This window comes from Paraburkholderia sp. PREW-6R, assembly GCF_039621805.1.
GTDB lineage: Bacteria > Pseudomonadota > Gammaproteobacteria > Burkholderiales > Burkholderiaceae > Paraburkholderia.
In genome coordinates this window covers 105412-129510 of record NZ_CP155073.1, presented here as the reverse complement: position 1 = coordinate 129510, position 24099 = coordinate 105412, and the positions used below count along the sequence as shown (strand labels likewise).

General features: G+C 62.8%; 22 protein-coding genes. 15 read left to right on the top strand and 7 right to left on the bottom strand.

The window, feature by feature from the left end; genetic code table 11:
• The first annotated feature begins 11 nt into the window (after positions 1-11).
• From AAGS40_RS00580 to hslU, 7 genes are all read left to right on the top strand, one after another.
• Positions 12-746: a DUF484 family protein gene (locus AAGS40_RS00580; RefSeq protein ID WP_345812494.1), complete on the top strand. Its 735-nt coding sequence runs from the start codon at positions 12-14 to the stop codon at positions 744-746.
• Between the two features lie 37 nt (positions 747-783).
• Complete coding sequence (xerC, locus tag AAGS40_RS00575) at positions 784-1707, top strand: tyrosine recombinase XerC (RefSeq protein ID WP_345812492.1); 924 nt, start codon at positions 784-786, stop codon at positions 1705-1707.
• An 89-nt stretch (positions 1708-1796) separates the two neighbouring features.
• Positions 1797-2999 carry a class I SAM-dependent rRNA methyltransferase gene (locus tag AAGS40_RS00570; RefSeq protein ID WP_345812491.1) on the top strand — a complete coding sequence of 401 codons (1203 nt, stop codon included), beginning with the start codon at positions 1797-1799 and terminating at the stop codon, positions 2997-2999.
• Positions 3000-3200: 201 nt separating this feature from the next.
• Positions 3201-4301, top strand: a complete 1101-nt coding sequence (locus tag AAGS40_RS00565; RefSeq protein WP_345812489.1) for a GTP-binding protein — start codon at positions 3201-3203, stop codon at positions 4299-4301.
• A gap of 683 nt (positions 4302-4984) precedes the next feature.
• The gene (dksA, locus tag AAGS40_RS00560) at positions 4985-5404 is read left to right on the top strand and encodes an RNA polymerase-binding protein DksA (protein ID WP_012431412.1); all 420 of its coding nucleotides are present in this window, start codon (positions 4985-4987) and stop codon (positions 5402-5404) included.
• Positions 5405-5665: 261 nt separating this feature from the next.
• Positions 5666-6202 carry an ATP-dependent protease subunit HslV gene (gene hslV, locus AAGS40_RS00555; RefSeq protein WP_345812488.1) on the top strand — a complete coding sequence of 179 codons (537 nt, stop codon included), beginning with the start codon at positions 5666-5668 and terminating at the stop codon, positions 6200-6202.
• A gap of 9 nt (positions 6203-6211) precedes the next feature.
• Positions 6212-7558 carry an ATP-dependent protease ATPase subunit HslU gene (hslU, locus tag AAGS40_RS00550; protein WP_345812487.1) on the top strand — a complete coding sequence of 449 codons (1347 nt, stop codon included), beginning with the start codon at positions 6212-6214 and terminating at the stop codon, positions 7556-7558.
• A gap of 158 nt (positions 7559-7716) precedes the next feature.
• Here the strand turns inward: hslU and AAGS40_RS00545 are convergent, their stop codons facing one another.
• Both AAGS40_RS00545 and AAGS40_RS00540 read right to left on the bottom strand, forming a co-directional pair.
• Positions 7717-8259 carry a response regulator transcription factor gene (locus AAGS40_RS00545; RefSeq protein ID WP_345812486.1) on the bottom strand — a complete coding sequence of 181 codons (543 nt, stop codon included), beginning with the start codon at positions 8257-8259 and terminating at the stop codon, positions 7717-7719.
• Positions 8256-9566 (bottom strand): ATP-binding protein, encoded by a 1311-nt coding sequence (locus AAGS40_RS00540; protein WP_345812485.1) that lies wholly within the window; start codon positions 9564-9566, stop codon positions 8256-8258. Before AAGS40_RS00540 ends, AAGS40_RS00545 begins: the two co-directional genes overlap by 4 nt.
• 128 nt (positions 9567-9694) lie before the next feature.
• Here AAGS40_RS00540 and AAGS40_RS00535 point away from each other — a divergent pair, with 128 nt between their 5' ends.
• On the top strand, positions 9695-11332 hold the full coding sequence (locus tag AAGS40_RS00535; protein WP_345812483.1) for a tetratricopeptide repeat protein: 1638 nt from the start codon (positions 9695-9697) through the stop codon (positions 11330-11332).
• Positions 11333-11548: 216 nt separating this feature from the next.
• On the opposite strand, the gene AAGS40_RS00530 is transcribed toward AAGS40_RS00535, so the two are convergent.
• A complete protein-coding gene (locus tag AAGS40_RS00530; protein ID WP_345812482.1) occupies positions 11549-11764 on the bottom strand; it encodes a cysteine-rich CWC family protein in 216 nt (71 codons plus the stop codon).
• A 263-nt stretch (positions 11765-12027) separates the two neighbouring features.
• On the opposite strand from AAGS40_RS00530, the gene argB reads away from it, so the two are divergent.
• The 7 genes from argB (at position 12028) to AAGS40_RS00495 (ending at position 19246) form a co-directional block, all read left to right on the top strand.
• Complete coding sequence (gene argB / locus AAGS40_RS00525; RefSeq protein ID WP_007179687.1) at positions 12028-12927, top strand: acetylglutamate kinase; 900 nt, start codon at positions 12028-12030, stop codon at positions 12925-12927.
• Positions 12928-13030: 103 nt separating this feature from the next.
• Positions 13031-13834, top strand: coding sequence for a pyrimidine 5'-nucleotidase (locus tag AAGS40_RS00520; RefSeq protein WP_345812480.1), 804 nt, complete (start codon positions 13031-13033; stop codon positions 13832-13834).
• On the top strand, positions 13801-14493 hold the full coding sequence (gene slmA / locus AAGS40_RS00515) for a nucleoid occlusion factor SlmA (RefSeq protein WP_345812479.1): 693 nt from the start codon (positions 13801-13803) through the stop codon (positions 14491-14493). The genes AAGS40_RS00520 and slmA overlap by 34 nt, the downstream gene beginning before the upstream one ends.
• Positions 14494-14818: 325 nt before the next feature.
• On the top strand, positions 14819-15964 hold the full coding sequence (locus AAGS40_RS00510; protein WP_345812478.1) for a homoserine O-acetyltransferase: 1146 nt from the start codon (positions 14819-14821) through the stop codon (positions 15962-15964).
• Positions 15961-16569, top strand: coding sequence for a methionine biosynthesis protein MetW (metW, locus tag AAGS40_RS00505; protein WP_345812477.1), 609 nt, complete (start codon positions 15961-15963; stop codon positions 16567-16569). The genes AAGS40_RS00510 and metW overlap by 4 nt, the downstream gene beginning before the upstream one ends.
• An 11-nt stretch (positions 16570-16580) precedes the next feature.
• Positions 16581-17975 carry an AmpG family muropeptide MFS transporter gene (locus AAGS40_RS00500; protein WP_345812476.1) on the top strand — a complete coding sequence of 465 codons (1395 nt, stop codon included), beginning with the start codon at positions 16581-16583 and terminating at the stop codon, positions 17973-17975.
• Between the two features lie 110 nt (positions 17976-18085).
• Entirely contained in the window at positions 18086-19246 is a 1161-nt protein-coding gene (locus tag AAGS40_RS00495; protein ID WP_345814443.1) for a M48 family metallopeptidase, read from the top strand.
• Between the two features lie 42 nt (positions 19247-19288).
• Here the strand turns inward: AAGS40_RS00495 and AAGS40_RS00490 are convergent, their stop codons facing one another.
• The 4 genes from AAGS40_RS00490 to gatA form a co-directional block, all read right to left on the bottom strand.
• Positions 19289-20068 (bottom strand): exodeoxyribonuclease III, encoded by a 780-nt coding sequence (locus tag AAGS40_RS00490; protein ID WP_345812475.1) that lies wholly within the window; start codon positions 20066-20068, stop codon positions 19289-19291.
• A gap of 44 nt (positions 20069-20112) precedes the next feature.
• Positions 20113-20952, bottom strand: coding sequence for a PPK2 family polyphosphate kinase (locus AAGS40_RS00485; RefSeq protein WP_345812474.1), 840 nt, complete (start codon positions 20950-20952; stop codon positions 20113-20115).
• A gap of 168 nt (positions 20953-21120) precedes the next feature.
• Positions 21121-22596, bottom strand: a complete 1476-nt coding sequence (gatB, locus tag AAGS40_RS00480) for an Asp-tRNA(Asn)/Glu-tRNA(Gln) amidotransferase subunit GatB (protein ID WP_345812473.1) — start codon at positions 22594-22596, stop codon at positions 21121-21123.
• A gap of 5 nt (positions 22597-22601) precedes the next feature.
• Positions 22602-24089 carry an Asp-tRNA(Asn)/Glu-tRNA(Gln) amidotransferase subunit GatA gene (gene gatA, locus AAGS40_RS00475; RefSeq protein WP_345812472.1) on the bottom strand — a complete coding sequence of 496 codons (1488 nt, stop codon included), beginning with the start codon at positions 24087-24089 and terminating at the stop codon, positions 22602-22604.
• Positions 24090-24099 lie beyond the last annotated feature (10 nt).

The following is a 24099-nucleotide window of genomic DNA, read 5'->3' as shown; positions in this document are numbered from 1 at the left end:
AAGCCGAAACCATGAACGAACGCGACGTCGCCGACTATCTGATTGCCAACCCCGACTTCTTCGCCGACCACGCGGAAATGCTCGCCACGATCCGGCTGGCGAATCCGCACGGCAAGGCCGCCGTGTCGTTGCAGGAGCGGCAGATGGAAATGCTGCGTGACAAGAACAAGCTGCTCGAACGCCGGCTCGCCGAACTGCTGCGCTACGGGCACGAGAACGACAGCATCGCGTCGAAATTCAACCGCTGGACTATCCGCGTGATGGCGGAGCGCGACCCGTACGCATTGCCGCGCACGATCGCGAACGGCCTGCGCGACGTTTTCGACGTGCCGCAAGCCGCGCTGCGCGTGTGGGATGTGGCCGAGCCCTACGCGCAAGCCGAGTTCGCGCGCCACGTCGGCGAGGAGGTGCGCATTTTTGCCAACAGCCTGACCACACCTTACTGCGGCGCCAATACGGGTTTCGAGGCGGCACAGTGGCTTGCGTCTTCCGCGACGCCCGCTGCTCAATCCGCTCAGGCCGCGGACGACAGCGCCGCCGCGACGCCAGCCGCCGCGCATGCCACCGAGTCCATCGCGCTGCTCGCGCTGCGCGACCCCGAAGGCAAGGAAGAGGCGCCCACATTCGGCTTGCTGGTCATGGGCTCGCCCGACCCGCGCCGCTTCCACGACGGCATGGCCACCGACTTCCTGACGCAGATCGGTGCGCTCGCCAGCGCGGCGTTGAGCCGTCTGCTGCCGCACTGAGCGGCTACTACCACCGCCCCTTCGTCGCCAGGCCACCGTGACCCAAGCCGATCCGATTACCGCCTATCTGTCGAATCTCGAACACGAGCGGCGGCTGTCGGCGCACACGCTGCGCGGCTACACGCATGAACTGGAACAACTGAAGTTGCTGGCCAAAGGTCGGCCGCTCGAAAGCCTCACAGCGGTCGACGTTCGCGGCGCGGTCTCGCGCGCGCACGCCGGCGGCCTGTCCGCACGCTCCATCAGCCACCGGTTGTCGGCCTGGCGCGCGTTTTATCGCTGGTTCGCGGGTCGTGTCGATCTGCCCGCCAATCCCGTCGCCACCGTGCGCGCGCCGAGGCAGCCCAAGTCGTTGCCCAAGGCCCTTTCCGTCGACGACGCCACGCGCCTCATGGAAAGCCCGCCGGCGGCATCGGCGGAAGGCTTGCGCGATCACGCGATGCTCGAACTGTTCTACTCGTCGGGGCTGCGTCTGTCGGAACTCGTGGGTCTCGACGTCCGTTTCGCCGACGCCGACGGCTACCGCTCGGCGGGCTGGCTCAAGCTCGAATCCGCCGAAGTCGAAGTGCTCGGCAAAGGCAACCGGCGCCGTGTCGTGCCGGTCGGCAGCAAGGCGATCGACGCGCTGAACGCCTGGCTTGCGGTGCGCGATCAACTCGTGAAGAGCGATCCGCATCCGCTCTTCGTATCGGCGCGCGGTAAGCGCATGTCGCCGAACGTGGTGCGCGAGCGGGTAAAGCGCGCCGCGCTGGTCGCAGGCATTCCGGCCAACGTGCACCCGCACGTGTTGCGGCATTCGTTCGCCACCCACTTGCTGCAGTCGAGCGGCGATCTGCGCGCGGTGCAGGAACTGCTCGGGCACGCGAGCATTACCGCAACGCAGGTCTATACCGCGCTCGATTTCCAGCATCTCGCCCACGTCTACGATCAGGCGCACCCACGCGCCAAAAAACGCGACTGACGCCGCCAGGGCGGCGCGCAAGTCTCCGCCTCCGCTTCACCTGCCGCGCAACTTGCGAACCGCGCGGCCTCTTGTTCTGCTGACACCCGATGAATACCGTTACGCTCAAACCGTCGAAAGAAAAATCGCTGCTGCGCCGCCACCCGTGGGTGTATGCCAATGCGATCGATCGCATCGACGGCCATCCCGCGCCCGGCGCGACCGTGCTGGTGCGCGCGCACGACGGCCGTTTTCTGGCGCGCGCCGCCTACAGCCCGCATTCGCAGATCCGCGCACGTGTGTGGAGCTTCGACGAGACGGAGCCGATCGACCACGCGTTCTTCAAGCGCCGCGTGCAGCGCGCACTCGCGCATCGCCAGACGATGGTCCACGATACCGGCGCAACGCGGCTGGTTTTCGGCGAGGCGGACGGCCTGCCCGGCTTGATCGTCGATTATTACGTCACCGAGGACGCAGGCCAGCGCAGCCAGATCGTCTGCCAGTTCATGGCCGCGGGCGTCGAGGCGTGGAAGGAGGCGATCGTCGCGGCGCTGGTCGGCGCGACCGGCTGCCCGAACGTCTACGAGCGCTCGGACGTATCGATCCGTCAGAAAGAAGGCCTCGAACAGACCACCGGCGTGCTGGCGGGCGAACCGCCGTCGGACGAGTTGATCGCGAGCGAGAACGGCGTGCGCTATCACGTCGACGTGCGCAACGGCCACAAGACCGGCTTTTATGTCGACCAGCGCGATAACCGGCTGCTGGTGCAGCAACTTGCGCAGGGACGCGACGTGCTGAACTGTTTCTGCTACACGGGTGGCTTCTCGCTCGCGGCGCTCAAGGGCGGCGCACAACGCGTGGTCTCGATCGATTCGTCCGGTGATGCACTGGCGATCGCGCAGCAGAACGTGGCGGCGAACGGCTTCGACGCCGAACGCGCTCAATGGCTCGACGCCGATGCGTTCAAGACGCTGCGCCGTCTCGCCGACGAAGGCGAGCGCTTCGACCTGGTGGTGCTCGATCCGCCGAAATTCGCGCCGTCTCGCGAGCATGTGGACCGCGCGTCGCGCGCGTATAAGGACATCAATCTGACCGGCCTGAAGCTGTTGCGCCCGGGCGGCCTGCTCTTCACGTACTCGTGCTCCGGCGCGATCGACGCCGAACTGTTCCAGAAGATCGTCTCCGGCGCGGCGGCCGACGCGCGCGTCGACGCGCGCATACTCAAGCGGCTCGGCGCGGGCGTCGATCACCCGCTGCTCACAGCGTTCCCGGAAGGTGAATACCTGAAAGGCCTGCTGTTGCAAATCGCCTGATCGCCCTTATTTTTTGGCGTATTTCCGGCGTCTCCGGCCAAAGCGCGGGTCGCGTCGAAGCCGTCGCGTCAGCACGGGCTTGACAGATATGTTTCAATATCCGCCTGGACCGGGCTGCGCGCCGCAAGGCTGCCGCGCCCGCCTGCGCTTGCGTCAGGCATCCCTATTACGCATCGTTTTACGTACCTACAGGCGACCAACATGATCCCAGTCACCATCCTGACCGGCTTTCTCGGCAGCGGCAAAACCACGCTGCTCAAGCGCATCCTGAGCGAAAAGCACGGCATGAAGATCGCCGTGATCGAGAACGAGTTCGGCGAGGAAAACATCGACAACGACATCCTCGTGCAGGACACGGGCGAACAGATCATCCAGATGAGCAACGGCTGCATCTGCTGCACGATACGCGGCGATCTGGCGCGCGTGCTGGGCGATCTGGCGGCGCAGAAGCAGGAAGGCAAGCTGGATTTCGACCGTGTCGTGATCGAGACAACGGGTCTCGCGAATCCGGGCCCGGTTGCGCAGACGTTTTTCATGGACGACCAGATCGCGAGCGAATTCCTGCTCGACGCGATCATCACGCTGGTGGACGCGAAGCACGCGAATCATCAGCTGGACGAGCATGAGGTCGTACAGCGCCAGGTCGGGTTCGCGGATCGACTGTTCATTACCAAGGCCGATCTGGTCGACGAAAAGCACATTGGCGATTTGCGCCACCGTCTGCTGCATATGAATCCGAAAGCCACGATCAAGGTCGTGAATTTCGGCGACGCGGATATCAAGGAAATTTTCGATCTGCGCGGCTTCAATCTGAACTCGAAGCTGGAAATCGACCCGGATTTCCTCGTCGAGGACGAGCATGCGCACAGCCATGCCCACGCGCATGACGAACACGGCCATACGCACGATGACCACGGCCACGATCACGCGGATTGCGATCACGACCACGGCCAGTGTGCGCACGAAGGCCACGATCATGCGCATCACCATCACGCGCACCATGACGACAAGATCAAGTCGTTCGTCTATCGCAGCGATCGTCCGTTCGATCCGAACAAGCTCGAAGATTTCCTCGGCGGCATTCTGCAGATTTACGGCGAGCACCTGTTGCGCTACAAGGGCGTGCTGTACATGAAGGGCGTGGACCGCAAGGTGGTGTTTCAGGGCGTGCATCAGATGATGGGCAGTGACCTCGCCGCAAAATGGCAGCCCGCTGAGAAGAAAACCAACAAGATGGTGTTCATCGGCATCGAACTGCCGAAAGACTTGATCACCGACGGTCTCGACGCCTGCCTCGCCTGACGCGAGGTAGCGCCTCCCCCGCCGCTTCGGCCCCTCATGCGTGGCACACGCCGTGCTGATGGGCTCGAAGCGAGCGTCGCCTGCACAGCACGCCGTTGATTCGTCTGCGCTGAATCGCATGTGAATGCCGGGTTGCCGCTGCAAGGCGGTTGAAAAGTCGGGCGTGTGAAAAACGCGTGAAAACCCTGCTGTATTAATGCGTGCACGACCATCGCTTTTTGGTTCTGCGCGCGTTATATTTTCGGGATATCGGTGCACCGCGCGGGGATTTTCATGACTTGCGGTGCCGGATTGTGATTCAGTTACAATACGTGCCCACTGGAGAATGACAAAGAATTGCCCGGTCAGCGCGTATCCTGCGCCGGGCCTGAAACGGCGCCGGAAAATCTAGTCCGGGGAACCCGCCGACAATGCCGTCTGATCCCGCCTGAAAAAGGCGCGCTGCCGGCAAGCAATACCTCAGGAGCATTTGAGAATCGGTTTCCAGAGGAGTTCGGCCCCGCATTGGCGTGGCGACGCCCGGCGTTGCGACGCTCGGCGTGTGGGCGCCAGGCGCTTCGGCGTCACGACAGTTTATCGTCCGTGCCCGCCCTCGCGCTCCGCGTCCAGAGGCGCCTTTGCGGGCAATACGAAAGTGCGGGCATCACGCGAGTGTTCTGCCTCACATTGAAGAAGCAAGCCAGATGACGACGAAACGACTCTTGACCGAAGCCGAAATCCTGAAGATGAGCGACAAGGATTACATGAATGAGGATCAGCTCGCCTTCTTCAAGAACAAGCTCGAACAGCTGCAGGCGGACATTCTCCGCAATGCCGGCCAGACGACCGAGAACCTGCGCGAAACGGTAATCGTGCCGGACCCGGCCGACCGCGCAACGATCGAGGAAGAGCATGCGCTGGAACTGCGCACGCGCGACCGCGAACGCAAGCTGCTGAAAAAAGTGCAGCAGTCGATCGCGCGGATCGATTCCGGCGATTACGGCTGGTGCGAAGAGACCGGCGAGCCGATCGGCATTCCGCGTCTGCTTGCCCGGCCCACAGCCACGCTGTCGCTGGAAGCGCAGGAACGCCGCGAATTGCGCCAGAAGCTGTTCGGCGACTGAACGCCAGACGGCGCGGCTTCGGCTCCGCGCCCAGATACGCTGCTTCGTCGAGAGGCGCACGGTGCTCCGTGCGCCTTTTTTCTTTTGCACGCGGTTTTTTGCCTTATGCCATTTGCCGGCTCTTGATATGACCGCGCACGCCCTAAAATAAACCGGACATGCGCTGTACGAGCGCGCCACGTTGCGCGCCGTCCGCTTTCAGGATTCTGGCGGTGGCGCAGTGCGCTGCCGCGTCCTACCCGTTTTGCAAAAGGAACGCATATGGAGCAATTTCACGGCACGACGATCGTCTCCGTGCGCCGCGGCAACAAGGTCGCGCTAGGCGGCGACGGCCAGGTCACACTGGGCAACATCGTGATGAAGGGCGGTGCGAAGAAGGTCCGGCGCATTTACAACGGCAAGGTACTGGTCGGCTTCGCCGGCGGCACCGCCGACGCCTTCTCACTGCTCGACCGCTTCGAAGCGAAGCTGGAAAAACATCAGGGCAATCTCACGCGCGCCGCTGTGGAACTGGCGAAAGACTGGCGCACCGACCGCATGCTGCGCCGGCTGGAGGCCATGCTGATCACCGCCGACGCTACCACCACGCTCGTGATCACCGGTAACGGCGACGTGCTCGACCCCGAGGGCGGCATCTGTGCGATCGGCTCCGGCGGCTCGTACGCGCAGGCCGCCGCAATTGCGTTGGCTCAGAACACCGAACTGTCGCCCCGCGAAATCGTGGAGAAGTCGCTGGAAATTGCCGGCGACATGTGCATCTACACGAACCATAACCGCGTCATCGAGACGATCGAGTAAGGACCCACGATGAGCACCATGACCCCTGCCGAGATCGTCTCGGAACTCGACAAACACATCATCGGTCAAGGCCGCGCGAAAAAAGCGGTTGCCGTTGCGCTGCGCAACCGCTGGCGGCGTCAGCAGGTCGAGGAGCCGCTGCGTCAGGAAATCACGCCGAAGAACATATTGATGATCGGACCGACCGGCGTCGGCAAGACCGAAATCGCACGGCGTCTGGCCAAGCTGGCGGACGCGCCGTTCATCAAGATCGAAGCGACCAAATTCACGGAAGTGGGCTACGTGGGCCGCGATGTGGACAGCATCGTGCGCGACCTGATCGAAATCTCGGTCAAGCAGACGCGTGAAACGGAAATGCGCAAAGTGCGGACGAAGGCCGAAGATCAGGCCGAAGACCGCATTCTCGACATTCTGCTGCCGAGCGCGCGCCCTGTCGGTTTTGGCGCGAGCACGAGTGCCACGGATACCGCCGACGAAGGCGGCACCACGCGTCAAACGTTCCGCAAACGTCTGCGTGAAGGGCTGCTCGACGACAAGGAGATTGAACTCGACGTCGAACAGCCGCAGGTTGGCATGGACATCATGGGGCCGCCGGGCATGGAAGACATGACCGAGCAGATCCGTTCCATGTTCGCGAACATCGGCGGCGGCAAGAAAACGCGTCGCAAGATGAAGGTGAAAGAAGCGCTGAAGGTTCTCACCGACGAAGAAGCGGGCAAGATGCTCAACGACGAAGAGGTGAAAACCAAAGCCGTGCAGAACGTCGAACAGAACGGCATTGTGTTCCTTGACGAGATCGACAAGATCGCGTCGCGCAGCGAGGCCGGCGGCGGCGAAGTGTCGCGTCAGGGTGTGCAGCGCGACCTGCTGCCGCTCGTGGAAGGCACCACGATCAACACGAAGTACGGCATGGTCAAGACCGACCATATTCTGTTCATCGCGAGCGGCGCGTTTCATCTCGCCAAGCCGAGCGATCTGATTCCGGAACTGCAGGGCCGCTTCCCGATTCGCGTTGAACTGGATTCGTTGTCCGTGAATGATTTCGAATCGATCCTGGTGTCCACGGACGCAAGCCTTGTCAAGCAATACCAGGCACTGCTCGCCACCGAAGACGTGCACCTCGAATTCGCCGATGACGGCATTCGCCGTCTCGCCGAGATCGCGTTTTCCGTGAATGAAAAAACGGAAAACATTGGCGCGCGGCGCCTTTACACGGTGATCGAAAAGCTGCTGGAAGAGGTCTCGTTTTCGGCCGGCAATCATTCGGGCAAGGCGGTGCAGATCGACGCGGCGTATGTCGACAAGGCGCTGAATGAAGTGGCGGAAGACGAGGATCTGTCGCGATACGTGCTGTGAAGTCGGACCGGTGTGCTCGCGTTGCCAGCAGGTAACGCGAGGCGTTGCCGGTGCACGCGACGTCGGCCGTGTCAAAAAAACGGGCTGCCTTATCAGGGCAGCCCGTTTTGCATTCAGCCATGCCGATGCGCTTATGCACGGCATGAATGGGGCGCGGCCTACTGCTTCACGGGCCGCTTCGCCAGCTTGCGCTGCAATGTCCGCCGGTGCATGTTCAGCGCACGCGCAGTGGCCGAAATGTTGCCGCCGTGCTCAGCTAGCACACGCTGAATATGCTCCCACTCAAGACGCGCCACCGAGAGCGGCGCGGGATGCTCGATCGCCTCGTCCGCCTGCAATGCGCTTGCCTCGGCCTGGAGCGCGGACAGAATCGTCTCGACATTGGCCGGCTTGGCAAGATAGTTATCCGCGCCGTCTTTCACCGCCTGAACCGCCGTCGCGATGCTCGCATAGCCCGTGAGCACCAGCATGCGCGCATCGGGCTGCAGATCGCGCAACGGCGCGACGAGCGTGAGGCCGGAGTCGTTGCCCAGATGCAGGTCCACGGTGATCTGGCTGAACTTCTGCTGATTGGCGAGCCTGATGGCCTCCTCTGCATTGTGCGCCTCGCTGACCGTGTAACCGCGCCGGGTCAAACCACGCGCGAGGATGCCGGAGAACACCTCGTCGTCGTCGATTACCAGAAACTTCATTTCGCTCATGCCTGTTTCTCCGTGTTGGATGGCGCAGCGCCTTGGCGGCCCTTGCCAGAAAATTTGCGTCCCGCGAGCGGCAGCGTCAACACGGCGCGCGTGCCTCGCGGCTTGATCGGGCTGACGTCGGTCAGTTCGATCGATCCGCGCAGACGCGCTGCCGCTGAAAACGCCAGATACAGCCCCACGCCGTGGCCGCCCTGCGTGCTTTCCACTGGCATCGTGCCAAGCGAGCCGCGCAGCGCGGCCGGGATGCCGGGTCCGGCGTCGCACACCTCGAACATGATCTGATCGACGCGATCTGTCAGCGTGCAGGCCAGCGTGACATGGTCGCGGCTTGCGCGCGCGGCGTTATCGAGCAGGATCGTCAGGATCTGGCTGACCGCAACGGTGTCGTCCAGACTGACGTCCGCAGGCGGCACGCCGATCCGCTCGAATTTCACATGCGGATGTCGCAGGCGCCATTGCTCGGCGAACGATTCGAGCCACTCCGACACCGGCTGCCGGTTCGTCGCCGTGGATGCGCGGCTGCGCAAGCGCGCCAGCGCCGACGTGCACAGCGTCATTTGCTGTTCGAGCAGTTCGAGATCGGCGCGATAGGGTGCGAGGCCCTGATCGGTACGGGCGGCGTCGCGCAGTTCCTCGGACAGCATTGCAATTGTAGACAGAGGCGTGCCGATTTCGTGAGCGACGGTGGCTGCCTGGACGCCCAGCGCGACGGCCCGTTCGTCGTGAAGCAAGCGCTGCTGCGCGTCTCCGAGCGCTGCGTCACGTAGCCGCAGCGCGCGTGACATGCGCGCGACGAACCATGCAATCAGCCCGACGCTGACCATGAAGTTGACCCACATGCCGGCGCGGTAGTAGTCGAACAGGTTGGCCGGATTCTCGAGATTGAGTGGCACGGAGTCGAAGCCGAGCACGGCGTAACAGGCGACGGCGAATGCGGCGAGCCACGCCATGAGAGGCCACGGCAGCACGGCGGCGGCAATTGCCAGAGACGGCAGGTACAGCGAAACGAACGGATTGGTGGTGCCGCCGGACAGGAACAGCAGTGCGGAAAGTGCGCCGAGATCGACCCAGATTTGCCCGAACAGCTCCATGTTGGATTCGGGCCGCTGCTGGGCCACGCGCCACCAGGTGAGCCCGTTGAACACGACTTCGAGCGAGATGACGAGCAGCATGGCCGGCAACGGCAAAGTCACACCGATGAAGATCTGTACGAACGCGATCGTCATAAGCTGACCGATGATCGCCAGGCTGCGCAGCCAGAACAGATGACCCAGATTGACGCGGCCGGTGTTGGTTATACGGTGCATGACTTCAGTTTACCTGTTCAGACTATTCCGACTTACTTCCTGGCCTCGCGTCTTTACCATTGGGTTTTTGCGATAGCGGTACAGAACGCTATGGCTTTGTTACTCATCCTTTCGCCGTGCAGCCCATCATGCCATCGACTTCCGCCCGCGAGGCTGACACCTCATCAGCTTTCCTGACTTTTCTCAAAGAGGCATTAGCGGCCCGTCGGGACAAAGCGGCGCAACGCGAGGCCGAAAGCCTTCAGGCAGCGGCGCAACGTCATCCACTCGACGATGCATCACTGTATTCGCTGATCCAGTCTCTGATCGAAGAGCGGCGTCATGACGAAGCAGTCGAGCTCGCCGCCATTATTGCCCAGCTCGCACCCGACCATGCATCCGCGCACTTCCGCCTTGGCTATACGCTGCAGCTGGCCGGCCGTCACGTGGAAGCGGTCGCACCTTATCGGCGCGCGTTCGCCATCGAGCCGGCTTTTCCACGGCTGCGCAACAATCTCGCCGCTGCGCTGATGCACACCGACGGTAGCTCGAGCGAGCAGTTCTCGCTACTCGAAAGCGCTGTCCGGGCAGACCCCAGCGACGGCGATGCGTGGACCAACCTCACTACTGCCTACCGTCTGCACATGAATTTGCCGGCAGCGCTGGAAGCCGGTTTGAAGGCCGTGCAAAGCGCGCCGCACAGCGCGCAGGCGCACAACAACTATGCGCTGACGCTGCGTGAGGCGCAACGCTGGGACGAGGCCTTCCAGGAAGCGCAAACAGCGTGTGAACTGGCGCCCGAGAATCCGGCCATGCGCTCCAATCTTTCGATGGTGCAACTGGTGCGCGGCGACTACGCGCACGGCTGGCCGTCTCACGAGGCTCGCTGGGAGGGTGCTTCCGAACTGGCCGGCCAGCGCCCGGTCCTGCCGAAACCGACCTGGCGCGGCGAAGCGCTTGCCGGCAAGACGCTGCTCGTCTGGGGCGAACAAGGCATGGGCGACCTGCTGCAGTTCTGCCGCTATCTGCCTATGCTGGGCGAGCGCGTGCATCGCGAGGGTGGTCGCCTCGCATGGAACTCGTTTCCGCAAATGGGCGCGCTGCTCGTGCGCAGCCTGGGCAATCATGTGGACGAGTACTCGGCGGGTGGCGGCGTCGAGTCGCTGCCGCCATTCGACTACGAGGTTCCGCTGCTCAGCCTGCCGCTGATCTTCGACACGCGCGAACACACGATTCCCGCCGCAACGCCGTATCTCCGCGCGGACGCGGCGGCCGTCGAGTCATGGCGAAAGCGGCTGGCCGGCGAAATTCGGCTGAAGGTCGGGCTGACATGGACCGGGAGCCACGGCCATCAACGTAATCCATTCCGGCGCGTGGGCTGGGAGCGCTATGCGGCGCACTTGCGTGGCACGCCGAACGTGGCGTTCTATTCCTTGCAGCCCGGCGCGGACGCGGACGTCGCGGCGGCACGGGCAGCCGGACTGGATATGACCGACCACACGGCAGAGTTCACCAGTTTCGACGACACCGCCGCATTCATCAGCGCGCTCGATCTCGTCATTAGCGTATGCACGTCGGTCGCTCATCTGAGCGGCGCCTTGGGCCAGCGCACCTGGGTGCTGCTCGACGTCAATCCGCATTGGGTCTGGCTGCTCGACCGGACAGACAGCCCCTGGTATCCGGGTACGACGCTTTACCGGCAGCGCGAGTTCAACGAATGGGAGTCTGTACTCACGAGCGTGGCGAACGATCTGGCCGTGCTGGCTTCCAGCCGTCCGGCGGTGTAGGCGGAAGTTGAAAAGCAACGGCGGCCATCTTCACGAGCCTGGCGGCTGGCGGGCTCGAACGGTCGCTGTTAGTCACTGTCACACGAACAACTTACCCATGTCATAAAGAAGCCTCAAGCGCGTTGGCCTTGTTGGTTTCGTTGGCGCGGTGGACCTAACCCCGGCCACACCCAACCTGTCAAACGCGGGCGCACTACGCCGCAACTTCCAGCACCGTTACGGCAGTTGATTACCCTTCGCCGTACGGGCAATTTCCGCGACGAGACACTCGGGGCACAAGCAACGCCCGGCCGGCTCCAGTCTGTCGGCGGACAGCGCGGGCATTTCGCGACACCAGCACTCGAACGGCTCGCTATGCCTGCCGCAGTCGAATGCATTGCCGCAGCGTGGGCAGCGGGCGCTGCCTTCGGATGGGGAGGCGGACGGTTTCATGATGGCCGGATGATCTCGCTTCAGCCTGATTCCTGAAATGAAGCCACGGTCGCAGATCCAATGTGAGTCGTCCGTTTGGCTAATTCACCGGCGGCCGGAATGCCTGTACGCTGGTCGTCGTTGCGCCTTCGCGGCCGCGTGTTGATGCGGCGCGCAAAACGGGCGCCGCCATATGTCCAGCGGCGTGTGGAAAACCCTGTTGCACCGCGCCAGTCCTGTACAATTCGCCCTGTTTTAACTGTTCCGTGCCCGAGCCTGCCGCCATGTCCGAGCTTCCCGACCTTTCGCAGATTGCGCCCACCCTGAAGGCTGAAATCCTGGCCGAGGCGCTGCCTTACATTCGTCAGTATCACGGCAAAACCGTGGTCATCAAATACGGCGGCAACGCCATGACCGAGGAGCGCCTGAAACAGGGCTTCGCGCGCGACGTGATCCTGCTCAAGCTGGTCGGTATCAATCCGGTCATCGTGCACGGCGGCGGTCCGCAGATCGACCAGGCGCTCAAGAAAATCGGCAAACAGGGCACGTTCATTCAGGGCATGCGCGTCACCGACGAAGAGACGATGGAAGTCGTCGAATGGGTGCTCGGCGGTGAAGTGCAGCAGGACATCGTCACGCTGATCAACCATTTCGGCGGCCATGCGGTGGGTCTCACCGGCAAGGACGGCGGCCTCATTCACGCTCGCAAGATGTTGATGCCGGATCGCGACAACCCGGGCCAGTATGTCGATATCGGCCAGGTGGGCGAAGTCGAGGCGATCAACCCCGCGGTCGTGAAAGCGCTGCAAGACGACGCGTTTATTCCGGTGATCTCGCCAATCGGCTTCGGCGAAGACGGGCTGTCGTACAACATCAACGCGGATCTGGTTGCAGGCAAGCTGGCCGTGGTGCTGAACGCCGAAAAGCTCGTGATGATGACCAATATCCCTGGCGTGATGGACAAGGAAGGCAATCTGCTCACCGATCTGTCGGCGCGCGAGATCGACGGCCTGTTTGCCGACGGCACGATCTCCGGCGGCATGCTGCCGAAAATCTCATCCGCGCTGGACGCGGCGAAGAGCGGCGTGCGTTCGGTGCACATCATCGACGGCCGGATCGAACATTCGGTGCTGCTGGAAATTCTCACCGAGCAGCCGTTCGGCACGATGATCCGCTCGCATTGAGTACAGTCTCCAGAAGCCAGCAAGGCGCACGAGGCTCGCGCGTCCTGAACTGTCCGCGCTCGCTTCAATGCGCGGCCGCACGCCGCTAATGGCTTCGCCCACCATGCGCACTCCCACCACCCAACGCCGCCGCCCGCATCTTGCGGGAGGCCGGCCGGTCTGGCTGTTCGACCTCGACAACACGCTGCACCACGCGTCGCACGCCATCTTCCCGGCGATCAACCAGGGAATGACGCAGTACATCATCGACGCGTTGCAGGTGGACGTCGACGAAGCAAACCGTCTGCGCTCGAGTTACACGCAACGCTATGGCGCGGCTTTGCTGGGCCTCACGCGTCATCATCCGGTCGACGCCAACGACTTCCTGAAGGTCGTTCACACGTTCGCGGATCTCGGCTCGATGATCCGGCACGAACGCGGGGTTGCGCGCCTCGTCGCGTCGCTGCCGGGCCGCAAGATCGTGCTGACGAACGCGCCCGAGAATTACGCGCGCGCCGTGCTCGCCAGATTGGGCATCGAGCGTCTGTTCGAGCAGGTAATTGCAATCGAACATATGCGCGATCGCCGCCGCTGGCGCGCCAAGCCCGATCACGCCATGCTGCGCAAAGCCATGCGCCGTGCGCATGTGGCGCTGAAAGACGCGATCCTCGTCGAAGATACGCGCTCGCATCTGAAAAATTATCGGAGACTCGGCATCCGCACCGTGTGGATCACCGGCCATTTGCCGCGCAAACCGCACGCGGACGGCGTGCCGACGCGTCTGCCAGGCACGGGCCGTCCGCACTATGTCGACCGGACCATTCGTTCGTTAAAATCGTTGCGACTGGGCACCCGCTCGGTTCGATTGAAGAGACAGCAGACGGGACGACAGCCATGCAGCCCATCGACAAGCCTGACGAAGTCTTAGCCGAACACGTAGACAATCCCGCCCACGCATCCGCGCCGCCTTCAACGCGCGCGCAACGTTTGAAACCCGGCGAGCGTCGCGTGCACATTCTGCAAACGCTCGCCGCGATGCTCGAAGCGCCAAAAAGCGAAAAGATCACCACCGCGGCGCTGGCCGCCCGGCTCGGCGTATCCGAAGCGGCTCTGTACCGCCATTTCGCCAGCAAGGCGCAAATGTTCGAAGGACTAATCGAATTCATCGAACAGACCATTTTTGGGCTCATCAACCAGATCGCGGAGAAGGAAACCAGCGGCGTGCTACAAGCCCGCGCGATCGCCCTGATGCTGCTCAACTTCCCGGCCAGAAATCCTGGCATGACACGCGTGCTGACCTGCGAAGCGCTGATCGGCGAACACGAACGGCTAACGGAGCGCGTGAATCAGATGCTGGAGCGCGTCGAGGCTTCGCTGAAACAATGCCTGCGGCTCGCGCAAATGGAGGCGGGCGAAACAGCGCAGACGCATGCATCTTCACCGCTGCCGCCCGGCTACGAGCCCGCGATTCGCGCGAGTTTGCTGCTGAGCTACATCATCGGGCGCTGGCATCGTTACGTGCGCAGCGGCTTCACCCGTGCGCCCGCCGAACATGCCGACGCGCAACTGCTGCTGATCCTCCAGTAGCGCCCGAGAGTCCGCGCGAGCCGCGCCACCTCGCCGGCGCACGCGCCGCTCACGACGCTACCGCGCGAAATTTTCCGCTATACTTTGCGCCTGACTGCGGCGCGGAAGGCTCACGCAAGCCGCTATGCGTTCAGTCCGAACACCTGTTGCACACTCATCACGCGCCGATTTGCTGACTCGATTGCGGGCGCGCGAACTGCAAGAAACGTCTTCTCGCGGTTCACTATAAATGCGGCTAAAGAGGTCGTCAGCCGCGCACACAGCAGTTCCCTCCGTGCTTCGCCGACGCCGTCTAGCCGCCCTGTTTTGTCAAATGGCGGAATGAATGGAATCGATCGGTATCGTCGCTCCCCAAAAAATGCATTTCAGCGAGCCGCTGCGCTTGCAGAACGGCACGTCGCTCGCCGGTTACGATCTGATGGTCGAGACCTACGGCACACTCAACGCCGCGCGCAGCAATGCCGTGCTGGTCTGTCATGCGCTCAACGCGTCGCATCACGTTGCGGGCGTTTACGCGGATAACCCGAAAGACGTCGGCTGGTGGGACAACATGGTCGGCCCCGGCAAGCCGCTCGACACCAACCGGTTCTTCGTAATCGGCGTCAACAATCTGGGCTCGTGCTTCGGCTCGACTGGCCCGATGAGTATCGACCCGGCCACCAGCAAACCGTACGGCGCCGCCTTCCCCGTCGTCACGGTCGAAGACTGGGTCAATGCACAGGCGCGCGTCGCGGACGAGTTCGGCATCGCACGCTTCGCCGCCGTCATGGGCGGCAGCCTCGGCGGCATGCAGGCGCTCGCCTGGAGCATGATGTATCCGGAACGCGTGGCTCATTGCATCGTGGTGGCATCCACGCCGAAGCTCTCCGCGCAAAACATTGCGTTCAACGAAGTCGCGCGCTCGGCGATTCTGTCGGACCCGGACTTTCACGGCGGCAACTACTACGCGCACGACGTGAAGCCGAAGCGGGGCTTGCGCGTCGCACGCATGATCGGCCACATCACCTATCTGTCGGATGACGACATGGCCGAAAAATTCGGCCGCTCGCTGCGCCGCGCGGAAGGCGCGCTGGATGCGTACAACTTCAACTTCGACGTGGAGTTCGAAGTGGAGTCCTATCTGCGCTATCAGGGCGACAAATTCGCCGACTACTTCGACGCCAACACCTACCTGCTCATCACGCGCGCGCTCGATTATTTCGACCCGGCCAAAGCGTTCGACGGCGATCTGACCGCTGCCGTCGCGCACACCACGGCGAAATACCTGATCGCCAGTTTCACGACCGACTGGCGCTTTGCTCCTGCGCGCTCGCGGGAACTGGTGAAGGCGCTCCTCGACCACAAGCGCACGGTCACCTATGCGGAAATCGACGCACCGCACGGCCACGATGCCTTCCTGCTCGACGACGCGCGCTATCACAACCTGATGCGCGCCTATTACGAACGTATTGCAAACGAGGTGAACGCATGAACCAGCGAGCACTCGATTACCTGGCGCTGCGCCCCGACTTCCGCGCGATCGCCCGCTGGGTCGAACCGCGCTCCAGCGTGCTCGATCTGGGCTGCGGCGACGGCTCGCTGCTGTCGTTGCTCACCGAAGAACTGGACGTGCAGGGCTACGGTATCGAAATCAACGACGCGGGCGTGCTGGCGTCGACCGAAAACGGCGTCAACGTGATCCAGCAGAATCTGGAAGACGGTCTGCGTCTGTTCGAAGATTCGAGCTTCGATTTTGCGGTTCTGTCGCAGACGTTGCAGACCATTCATCAGACGGCCGCGATCCTTCGTGAGACGGTGCGCGTGGGCAAGCAATGCATCGTGTCGTTTCCGAACTTCGGCTATTGGGCTCACCGGTTGTCGGTGCTGAAGGGGCGCATGCCGGTGTCGAAGTCGCTGCCCTATCAGTGGCACAACACTCCGAACGTCCGCGTGCTGACCATCGAGGATTTCGAAGCGCTCGCGCCGGAAGTCGGCATCGAAATTCTGGATCGCGTGGTGCTGCACGACGGCCAGGTGGTGCGATGGGGCGTGAACTGGCGTGGTAGTCTTGCGGTCTATCGCGTCAAGAAAAGCTAACACTTATCCTCATGTCGAACCCGCCGCACGAGGCGCCTGCACTTACCGCTCACGAAGAACATCCCGGCTGGCGCGCGTTCCTGAATGCGCGCATGCTGATCTGCGTCTTCCTTGGATTCACGTCGGGTTTGCCGCTGTTTACGCTCGTCTACCTGGTTCAGGCGTGGCTACGTTCCGAAGGCGTCAATCTGAAGGAAATCGGCCTCTTCGCGCTGATCCAGTTCCCGTACACATGGAAATTCGTCTGGGCGCCACTGATGGACCGCTACGTGCCGCGCTTGCCTGGCTGGCGGCCAGGCAGACGGCGCGGCTGGATGCTCTTCACGCAGATTCTGGTGGCGGGAGCAATGGGAACGCTGGGTTTCGTCTCACCTAAAGAATCGATCTGGACAGTCGCCGCGTTGACCTCGCTGGTGGCGTTCTTTGGCGCGAGCCAGGACATCGTGATCGACGCTTACCGGCGTGAATTGCTCAGCGACGCTCAGCAAGGTCTCGGCAACGCCGTGCATGTGAACGCTTACAAGATCGCGGCGCTCGTACCCGGATCGCTTGCGTTGATTCTGTCCGATCATTTGCCGTGGAGCACGGTGTTCATCGTGACCGCGGCATTCATGCTGCCTGGCATGATCATGACGCTCGTCGTACGCGAACCCGAAGTGCATGGCGCACCGCCCAGGAATTTGCGAGAAGCGATCGTGCAACCGTTCAGCGAGTTTCTTCATCGCGACGGCTGGCGCGGCGCGCTGTTCGTGCTCGGCTTCATCTTTCTGTACAAGCTCGGCGACACGATGGCGACCACGCTGTCCACGTCGTTCTTTCTCGACATTGGTTTTTCGCGTACACAGATCGGCGTGATCGCAAAGACTACCGCGTTCGGCGCGAGTCTGGCGGGCGGCATTGTCGGCGGTATCTGGCTGATGAAAGTCGGCATTGGCCGTGGGCTCTGGATTTTCGGCATCCTGCAGATGCTGTCGACGCTTGGCTTTGCGTGGCTTGCGCATCTCGGCCCGGCGTCGCCCGGTCTGACTGCGATTTACGACATCGCCGTGGGGATCAGCGAAGGCACGACGAGACTGCTCGCGCTCGTGGGTGTCGACTGGTCCGTGCAACTCGACCCGCGTTCGGTCGCGCTGGCGCTCGTCTACGGTCTGGAAACGTTCGCCACCGGTCTGACGATGGCGGCGTTCACCGCGTATATCGCCAGCACCACGGACCCGCGCTATACGGCCACGCAATTCGCATTGTTCACGAGCCTCGCTTCGGTGCCGCGCACGCTGGCGTCGGCGGCAAGCGGTTACGTGGTCGCGCAGATCGGCTGGTTCGACTATTTCCTCGTCTGCACCGCGCTTGCATTGCCGGGCATGCTGCTGTTGCTGCGCATCGCGCCGTGGAGAACCCGGTCGTGATCGCGCTTATCGTCACGCGCATTGCGCACTCAGGCGCCGGGCGCGTCATTTCGCGCAAAGCCCGTCGTGTTGCGCTGCACGCTGCGCTGACGTTCGGGTGCATCAGCGGGATGGCAGCGTTGCCGCAAAGCGCCCAGGCGACGGCGATGCCGCCCGTGGGTACGAGCCTTCCCCCGGCTGCCGCAACGTCTGCGCCGGCGCCATCCACTGCCGCGCCGCCAACCGCCAGATCCGCACCGGCCGCGGCAACGCCCGAGGGCAGCTCGCCTGCTGCGCCTACTGCGCCCGCTACCCCTGCTACGCCTACTGCGCCCGCTACGCCTGCTACGCCTGCTGCGCCCGCTACGCCTGCTGCCCCTGCCACGCCTGCCACCAATGGCGGCACGGGTACCGGCAACGCCGCGGCCGCCGGCGCGCCCCTGCCTTCCGCGCCGGGCAATGCGACCACGCCCTACGGTCCGAACAACCAGTTGCGCTACGGCGGCTACCTCGTGTTCCGCAACCTGATCCCGTCGCCGGTACTCGAAGCACAGGCCGCCGAGGAATTCAGCCAGATCACCTACGGCGCCGAACACGCGAGCCGCCTGTACGCCGACTCCGATGCGCACGTGACCCGCGTGCGCTCCACCGTCGACAAGCTGATTCCGTACTCATTGAAATGGAACGAGCGCGCGAAGAACTGGAAGTGGGAAGTGGCCGTCGTGAATTCACCCGACATCCGCATGTATTGCCTGCCGGGAGGCAAGATCGTCGTGTACGGCGGCCTGCTCGACCGCGCGCATCTGAACGACAACGAACTCGGCATGCTGATCGGCCACGAAATCGCGCATGCATTGCGCGAACATGCGCGTGAGCGGCTCGGCCAGTTGCAGGCGAGCCAGCTCGATTCGTCGGGTACGATTCCGCAGCTGTTCGGCCTTGCCGATCTGGGCGCGGCGCCGCTTGGCATCGGCTCGCGGCTACTGGAAATGAAGTACACGAATACGGACGAAACCGAAGCCGACGTGATCGGCAGCGACATTGCGTCGCGCGCCGGTTTCGATCCGCGTGCGGCGGTCACGTTATGGGACAAGCTCGCGGTCGCGACCCGCAGCAATCGCCAGCAGGGCTTCATCTACGTGCATCCGTACACGCAGGCGCGCCGCCAGGACATCGTCAAACGTCTGCCAGACATGCTGCCGTTGTACGCGAAGGCTATCGGCACCACGGTCGACGCATTGCCGGACTACGCCGGCATGAGCAGCCCGCGCCGCAAGTCGGCACGCGACTGACGGCTAAACCCGGCGGCAGGCCGTCAGTCGCTGCGCGCGGACTTACCTGGCTACCGTGTGGTCGTAATCCACGGTGAGCGGTGCGTGGTCGCTGAACTTGATGTCGCGGAACACCTCAGTGCGTTTTGCCTTGCTGGCAATGCCCGGCGTCGCGATCTGGTAATCGATCCGCCACCCGACGTTCTTCGCATACGCCTGGCCACGATTGCTCCACCACGTGTACTGCTCGGGCCGCTGATCCAGCGTGCGAAATACGTCGACATACCCGACCTCGTCGAACAGTCTGGTGAGCCACGCGCGCTCTTCCGGCAGGCAGCCCGAATTCTTCTGATTGCTCTTCCAGTTCTTGATGTCGATTTCCTTGTGCACGATATTCACGTCGCCGCACACGATGACTTCGCGCTCCCTGGCGAGCTGCGCGAGATGCGGCATGAACTCGTCCATGAAACGGTACTTGGCCTGCTGGCGTTCCTCGCCGCTCGAACCCGACGGCACATAGACCGAGATGACCGACAGCTTGCCGAAGCGCAGTTCGACATAGCGCCCTTCCGGATCGAATTCCTCGCTACCGAAACCGATCACTACCTCGTCCGGCTCGTGACGCGTATAGACGCCCGCACCGCTGTAGCCCTTCTTCACCGCGTGCTGAAAGTAGCCGGTGAAATCATGCGGCGCCATGAATTCCGGCGTCATGTCGTCCTGCGAACATTTGATTTCCTGTACGCACAGCACATCGGCCTTCTGCTCGCCGAACCAGTCGAAAAAACCCTTCTTTGCCGCCGAGCGGATGCCGTTCAGATTGGCGGTAATCACACGCAACATGTCGTTCCCTTGATATTCAATTCGTTGTGAAGCACAGCGCAAATTCACTCTACCTTGATGCCGCTCAGCGATTCCTTGGGGGGCGGGTATTCGAGCTTCATCGCTTCGAACGCGCGCAGCAGCAGCTCGGCGACCATCACGTTGCGATGCGTTTTCGAATCGGCGGGAATCACATACCACGGCGCGTATTCCGTCGACGTGGCGGCCAGCGCGTCGCGGTACACCGCCTGATAGTCGTCCCACTGCTTGCGTGCCTCGAGATCGGACACGTCGAATTTCCAGTGCTTGCTCGGATCGTCGATACGGGCCTGCAAGCGCTTGCGCTGCTCGTCTTTTGAAATATGCAGCATGCACTTGATGATCGTCGTGCCGCTATCCGCAAGCAAGGCTTCGAACTCGCGAATGTGGTGACAGCGCACCTCGAAATTTTCGGGAGTCAGCGTGCCGAGCACCTTGGGCACGAGCAGATCTTCGTAGTGGCTGCGGTTGAAAATCGTCAGCTCACCGGCGGCAGGCGCCTGCGAATGCACGCGCCACAGAAAATCATGTGCGAGTTCCATCGGCGTGGGCGCCTTGAACGGCACGATGCGCAGCCCGAGCGGATCGACCTCATGGAACACGGCGCGGATCGTGCCGTCTTTACCGCTCGTGTCCATGCCTTGCAACACCAGCAGCATGCGCTGCTTCTGCTGCGCGTGCAGACACTCCTGCATGGTGTCGAGCTTTTCGCCAATTTCCACGAGGCGCGCGCGGTCGCTGTCTTTCGAGCCGGTGGAAAACGGCTTTGACGACGGGTCGAAGCCGTCGAGTGAAAACTGGCTGCTTTCCTTGCCGTCTTCGAAATACGGCACGCGAAAATCGTCGAGTTCGGGTTGCCTGGCCATCCAGAGACTCCGTCATCTGCGTTCGGGACTTGCGGTTCGCAACAGCGAAAGCGAGGCCGCAAAATGAAACGGGCCGTTGCGCTACTTTCGTCTGCGGCAACAGCCCGTGACGGCTGAAGCGCTTGCCTCAGCCACGGATTGACAACTCAGCCTGATTCAAGCTTCAGATCAGGACAGCTTCTTCTTCAGCAGTTCGTTGACCTGGGCCGGGTTTGCCTTGCCCTTGGTCGCCTTCATTGCCTGACCAATCAGCGCGTTGAACGCCTTGTCCTTGCCCGCGCGGAATTCCTCGACCGACTTCTGATTCGCGGCGAGCACCTCGTCGATGATCGCCTCCAGCGCGCCGGTATCCGAAATCTGCTTAAGCCCTTTGGCTTCGATGATGCGGTCGGCGGCGGCATCGTCGGCGGCATTCTCTTCCCAGATCGTGAGGAAGATTTCCTTCGCGATCTTGTTCGAGATCGTGCCGTCGGCAATGCGCTGCAGCAGCAGCGCGAGCTGCGCCGAGGAGACCGGATTCTCGCTGAACTCCAGCCCTTCGCGATTCAGTTGCGACGACACTTCGCCCATCAGCCAGTTCGCCGCGACCTTCGCGTTCGCTGGACCGATCTTGCTGACCACCGCTTCGAAATACGCGGCCATGTCCTTGCCCGACGTCAGCACGTTCGCGTCGTACGGCGTCAGACCGTATTGCGACACGAAGCGCTGCTGGATCGCCTCGGGCAGTTCCGGCATGTCGCGCCTCACACGCTCGACCCATTGCGGATCGATCACGAGCGGCATCAGATCCGGATCGGGGAAATAACGGTAATCGTGCGCGTCTTCCTTGCTGCGCATGGAGCGTGTTTCGCGCCTGTCCGGATCGTACAGACGCGTTTCCTGCACAACCGTGCCGCCGTCTTCGATCAGTTCAATCTGACGGCGCACTTCATACTGGATTGCTTCTTCCAGAAAGCGGAACGAGTTCAGGTTCTTGATCTCGGCGCGCGTGCCGAATTCGGCCTGACCAAGCGGACGTACGGACACGTTCGCGTCGCAGCGGAACGAGCCTTCCTGCATGTTGCCGTCGCAGATGCCGAGCCACGTGACGAGCGTGTGCAGCGTCTTCGCATACGCCACCGCTTCGGCCGCACTGCGCATTTCGGGCTCGGTGACGATTTCGAGCAGCGGCGTGCCGGCGCGATTCAGGTCGATGCCGGTCATACCTGCAAAGTCTTCGTGCAGCGACTTGCCGGCGTCTTCCTCGAGGTGGGCGCGCGTGAGGTTCACGACCTTCTCGTACGCCTCCTTGCCGGCCTTTTCGTTAGCCGGAACCTGAATGGTCACCTGGCCGCCCTGCACGACGGGAATTTCGTACTGGCTGATCTGATAGCCCTTTGGCAGATCAGGGTAGAAGTAGTTTTTGCGCGCGAAAATGCTGCGCGGCGCGATTCTCGCGCCGATCGCCAGACCGAACTGGATCGCGCGTTCCACCGCGCCGCGATTCATGACCGGCAGCGTGCCGGGCAACGCCAGGTCGACCGGGCAAGCCTGCGTGTTCGGCGCAGCGCCGAATTGCGTGGCGGCGCCGGAAAAGATTTTCGACGTGGTCGACAGTTGCGCGTGGGTCTCCAGACCGATCACGACTTCCCATTGCTTGGTCATGGTGCTCACACTCCTGCCGGCGCTTTGCGGTGCCAGTCGGTCGCACGCTGGAACGCGTCGGCCACCTGCAGCATCCGGGCTTCATTGAAATAGTTGCCGATGATCTGCAAGCCGACCGGACGCTGCGCATTCGCGCCGGCGCCGAAGCCGCACGGCACGCTCATGCCCGGCAAGCCCGCGAGGCTGACCGACAGCGTGTAGATGTCGGCCAGATACATCTGCACCGGATCGTCGCCCTTTGCGCCGAGATCCCACGCCACCGACGGCGCCACCGGCCCCATGATCACATCGCACTGTTTGAACGCTTCCTGGAAGTCCTGCGCGATGATGCGGCGAATCTTTTGCGCCTGCAGGTAGTACGCGTCGTAGTAGCCGTGCGACAGCACGTAGGCGCCCACCAGAATGCGGCGCTTCACTTCGGGTCCGAAACCTTCCGCACGCGACTTCTTGTACATGTCGAGCAGATCGCGGTATTCGGCTGCGCGATGGCCGAAGCGCACGCCGTCGAAACGCGACAGGTTCGACGAAGCTTCCGCCGGCGCAATCACGTAGTACACCGGAATCGACAGCTCGGTTTTCGGCAGCGAGACTTCGACCAGCGTGGCGCCGAGCGCCTCGTATTGCTTGAGCGCTGCGTCGATGGACGCGCGCACGTCGTCCGCGAGACCCGCGCCGAAGTACTCTTTGGGCAGGCCGATACGCAGGCCGGCGAGCGGCTTGTCACCGCCGGCCTCTTGCCACGGCTTGCCGAGGTAGCGCGTGTAGTCTTCGTTGTCGCGCACGAGGCTCGTGGAATCCCGCTCGTCGAAGCCGGCCATGGCGTTGAGCAAGGTGGCGCAGTCCGCGGCGCTTTGCGCCATCGGGCCACCCTGATCCAGCGACGAAGCAAACGCGATCATGCCGTAGCGCGATACGCGGCCATACGTCGGCTTGATACCGGTGATGCCGGAGAACGATGCCGGCTGACGGATCGAGCCGCCCGTGTCGGTGCCGGTGGCGGCCGGCGCGAGGCGCGCGGCGACCGCAGCCGCCGAACCGCCCGACGAACCGCCCGGCACGGCTTTCACGTCCCACGGGTTCTGCACGGGTCCGAAATGCGAGTTCTCATTGGACGAACCCATCGCGAACTCGTCCATGTTGGTCTTGCCCACACACACCATGCCGGCGCTCTGCAGACGCGCGACCACGGTGGCGTCGAACGGGCTTTCGTAGTTCGCCAACATCTTCGAGCCGGCGGTGGAGCGCCAACCTTTGGTCACGAACACGTCTTTGTGCGCGATCGGCAGGCCGGCCAGCGGGCCGGCGTGGCCGGTGTGCAGCAGCGCGTCCGCGGCTTTGGCCTGCGCGAGCGTCAGATCCGGATCGACCTGAATGAACGCGTTCAGGCTATTCGCTGCTTCGATCCGCTTCAGATAGAGCTGCGCCAGTTCGACTGCGGAGACTTCCTTGGCCGCAAGCGCGGCACGCAGTTCGGTCAAGCTTTTTTCATGCATTGCGTTTTAT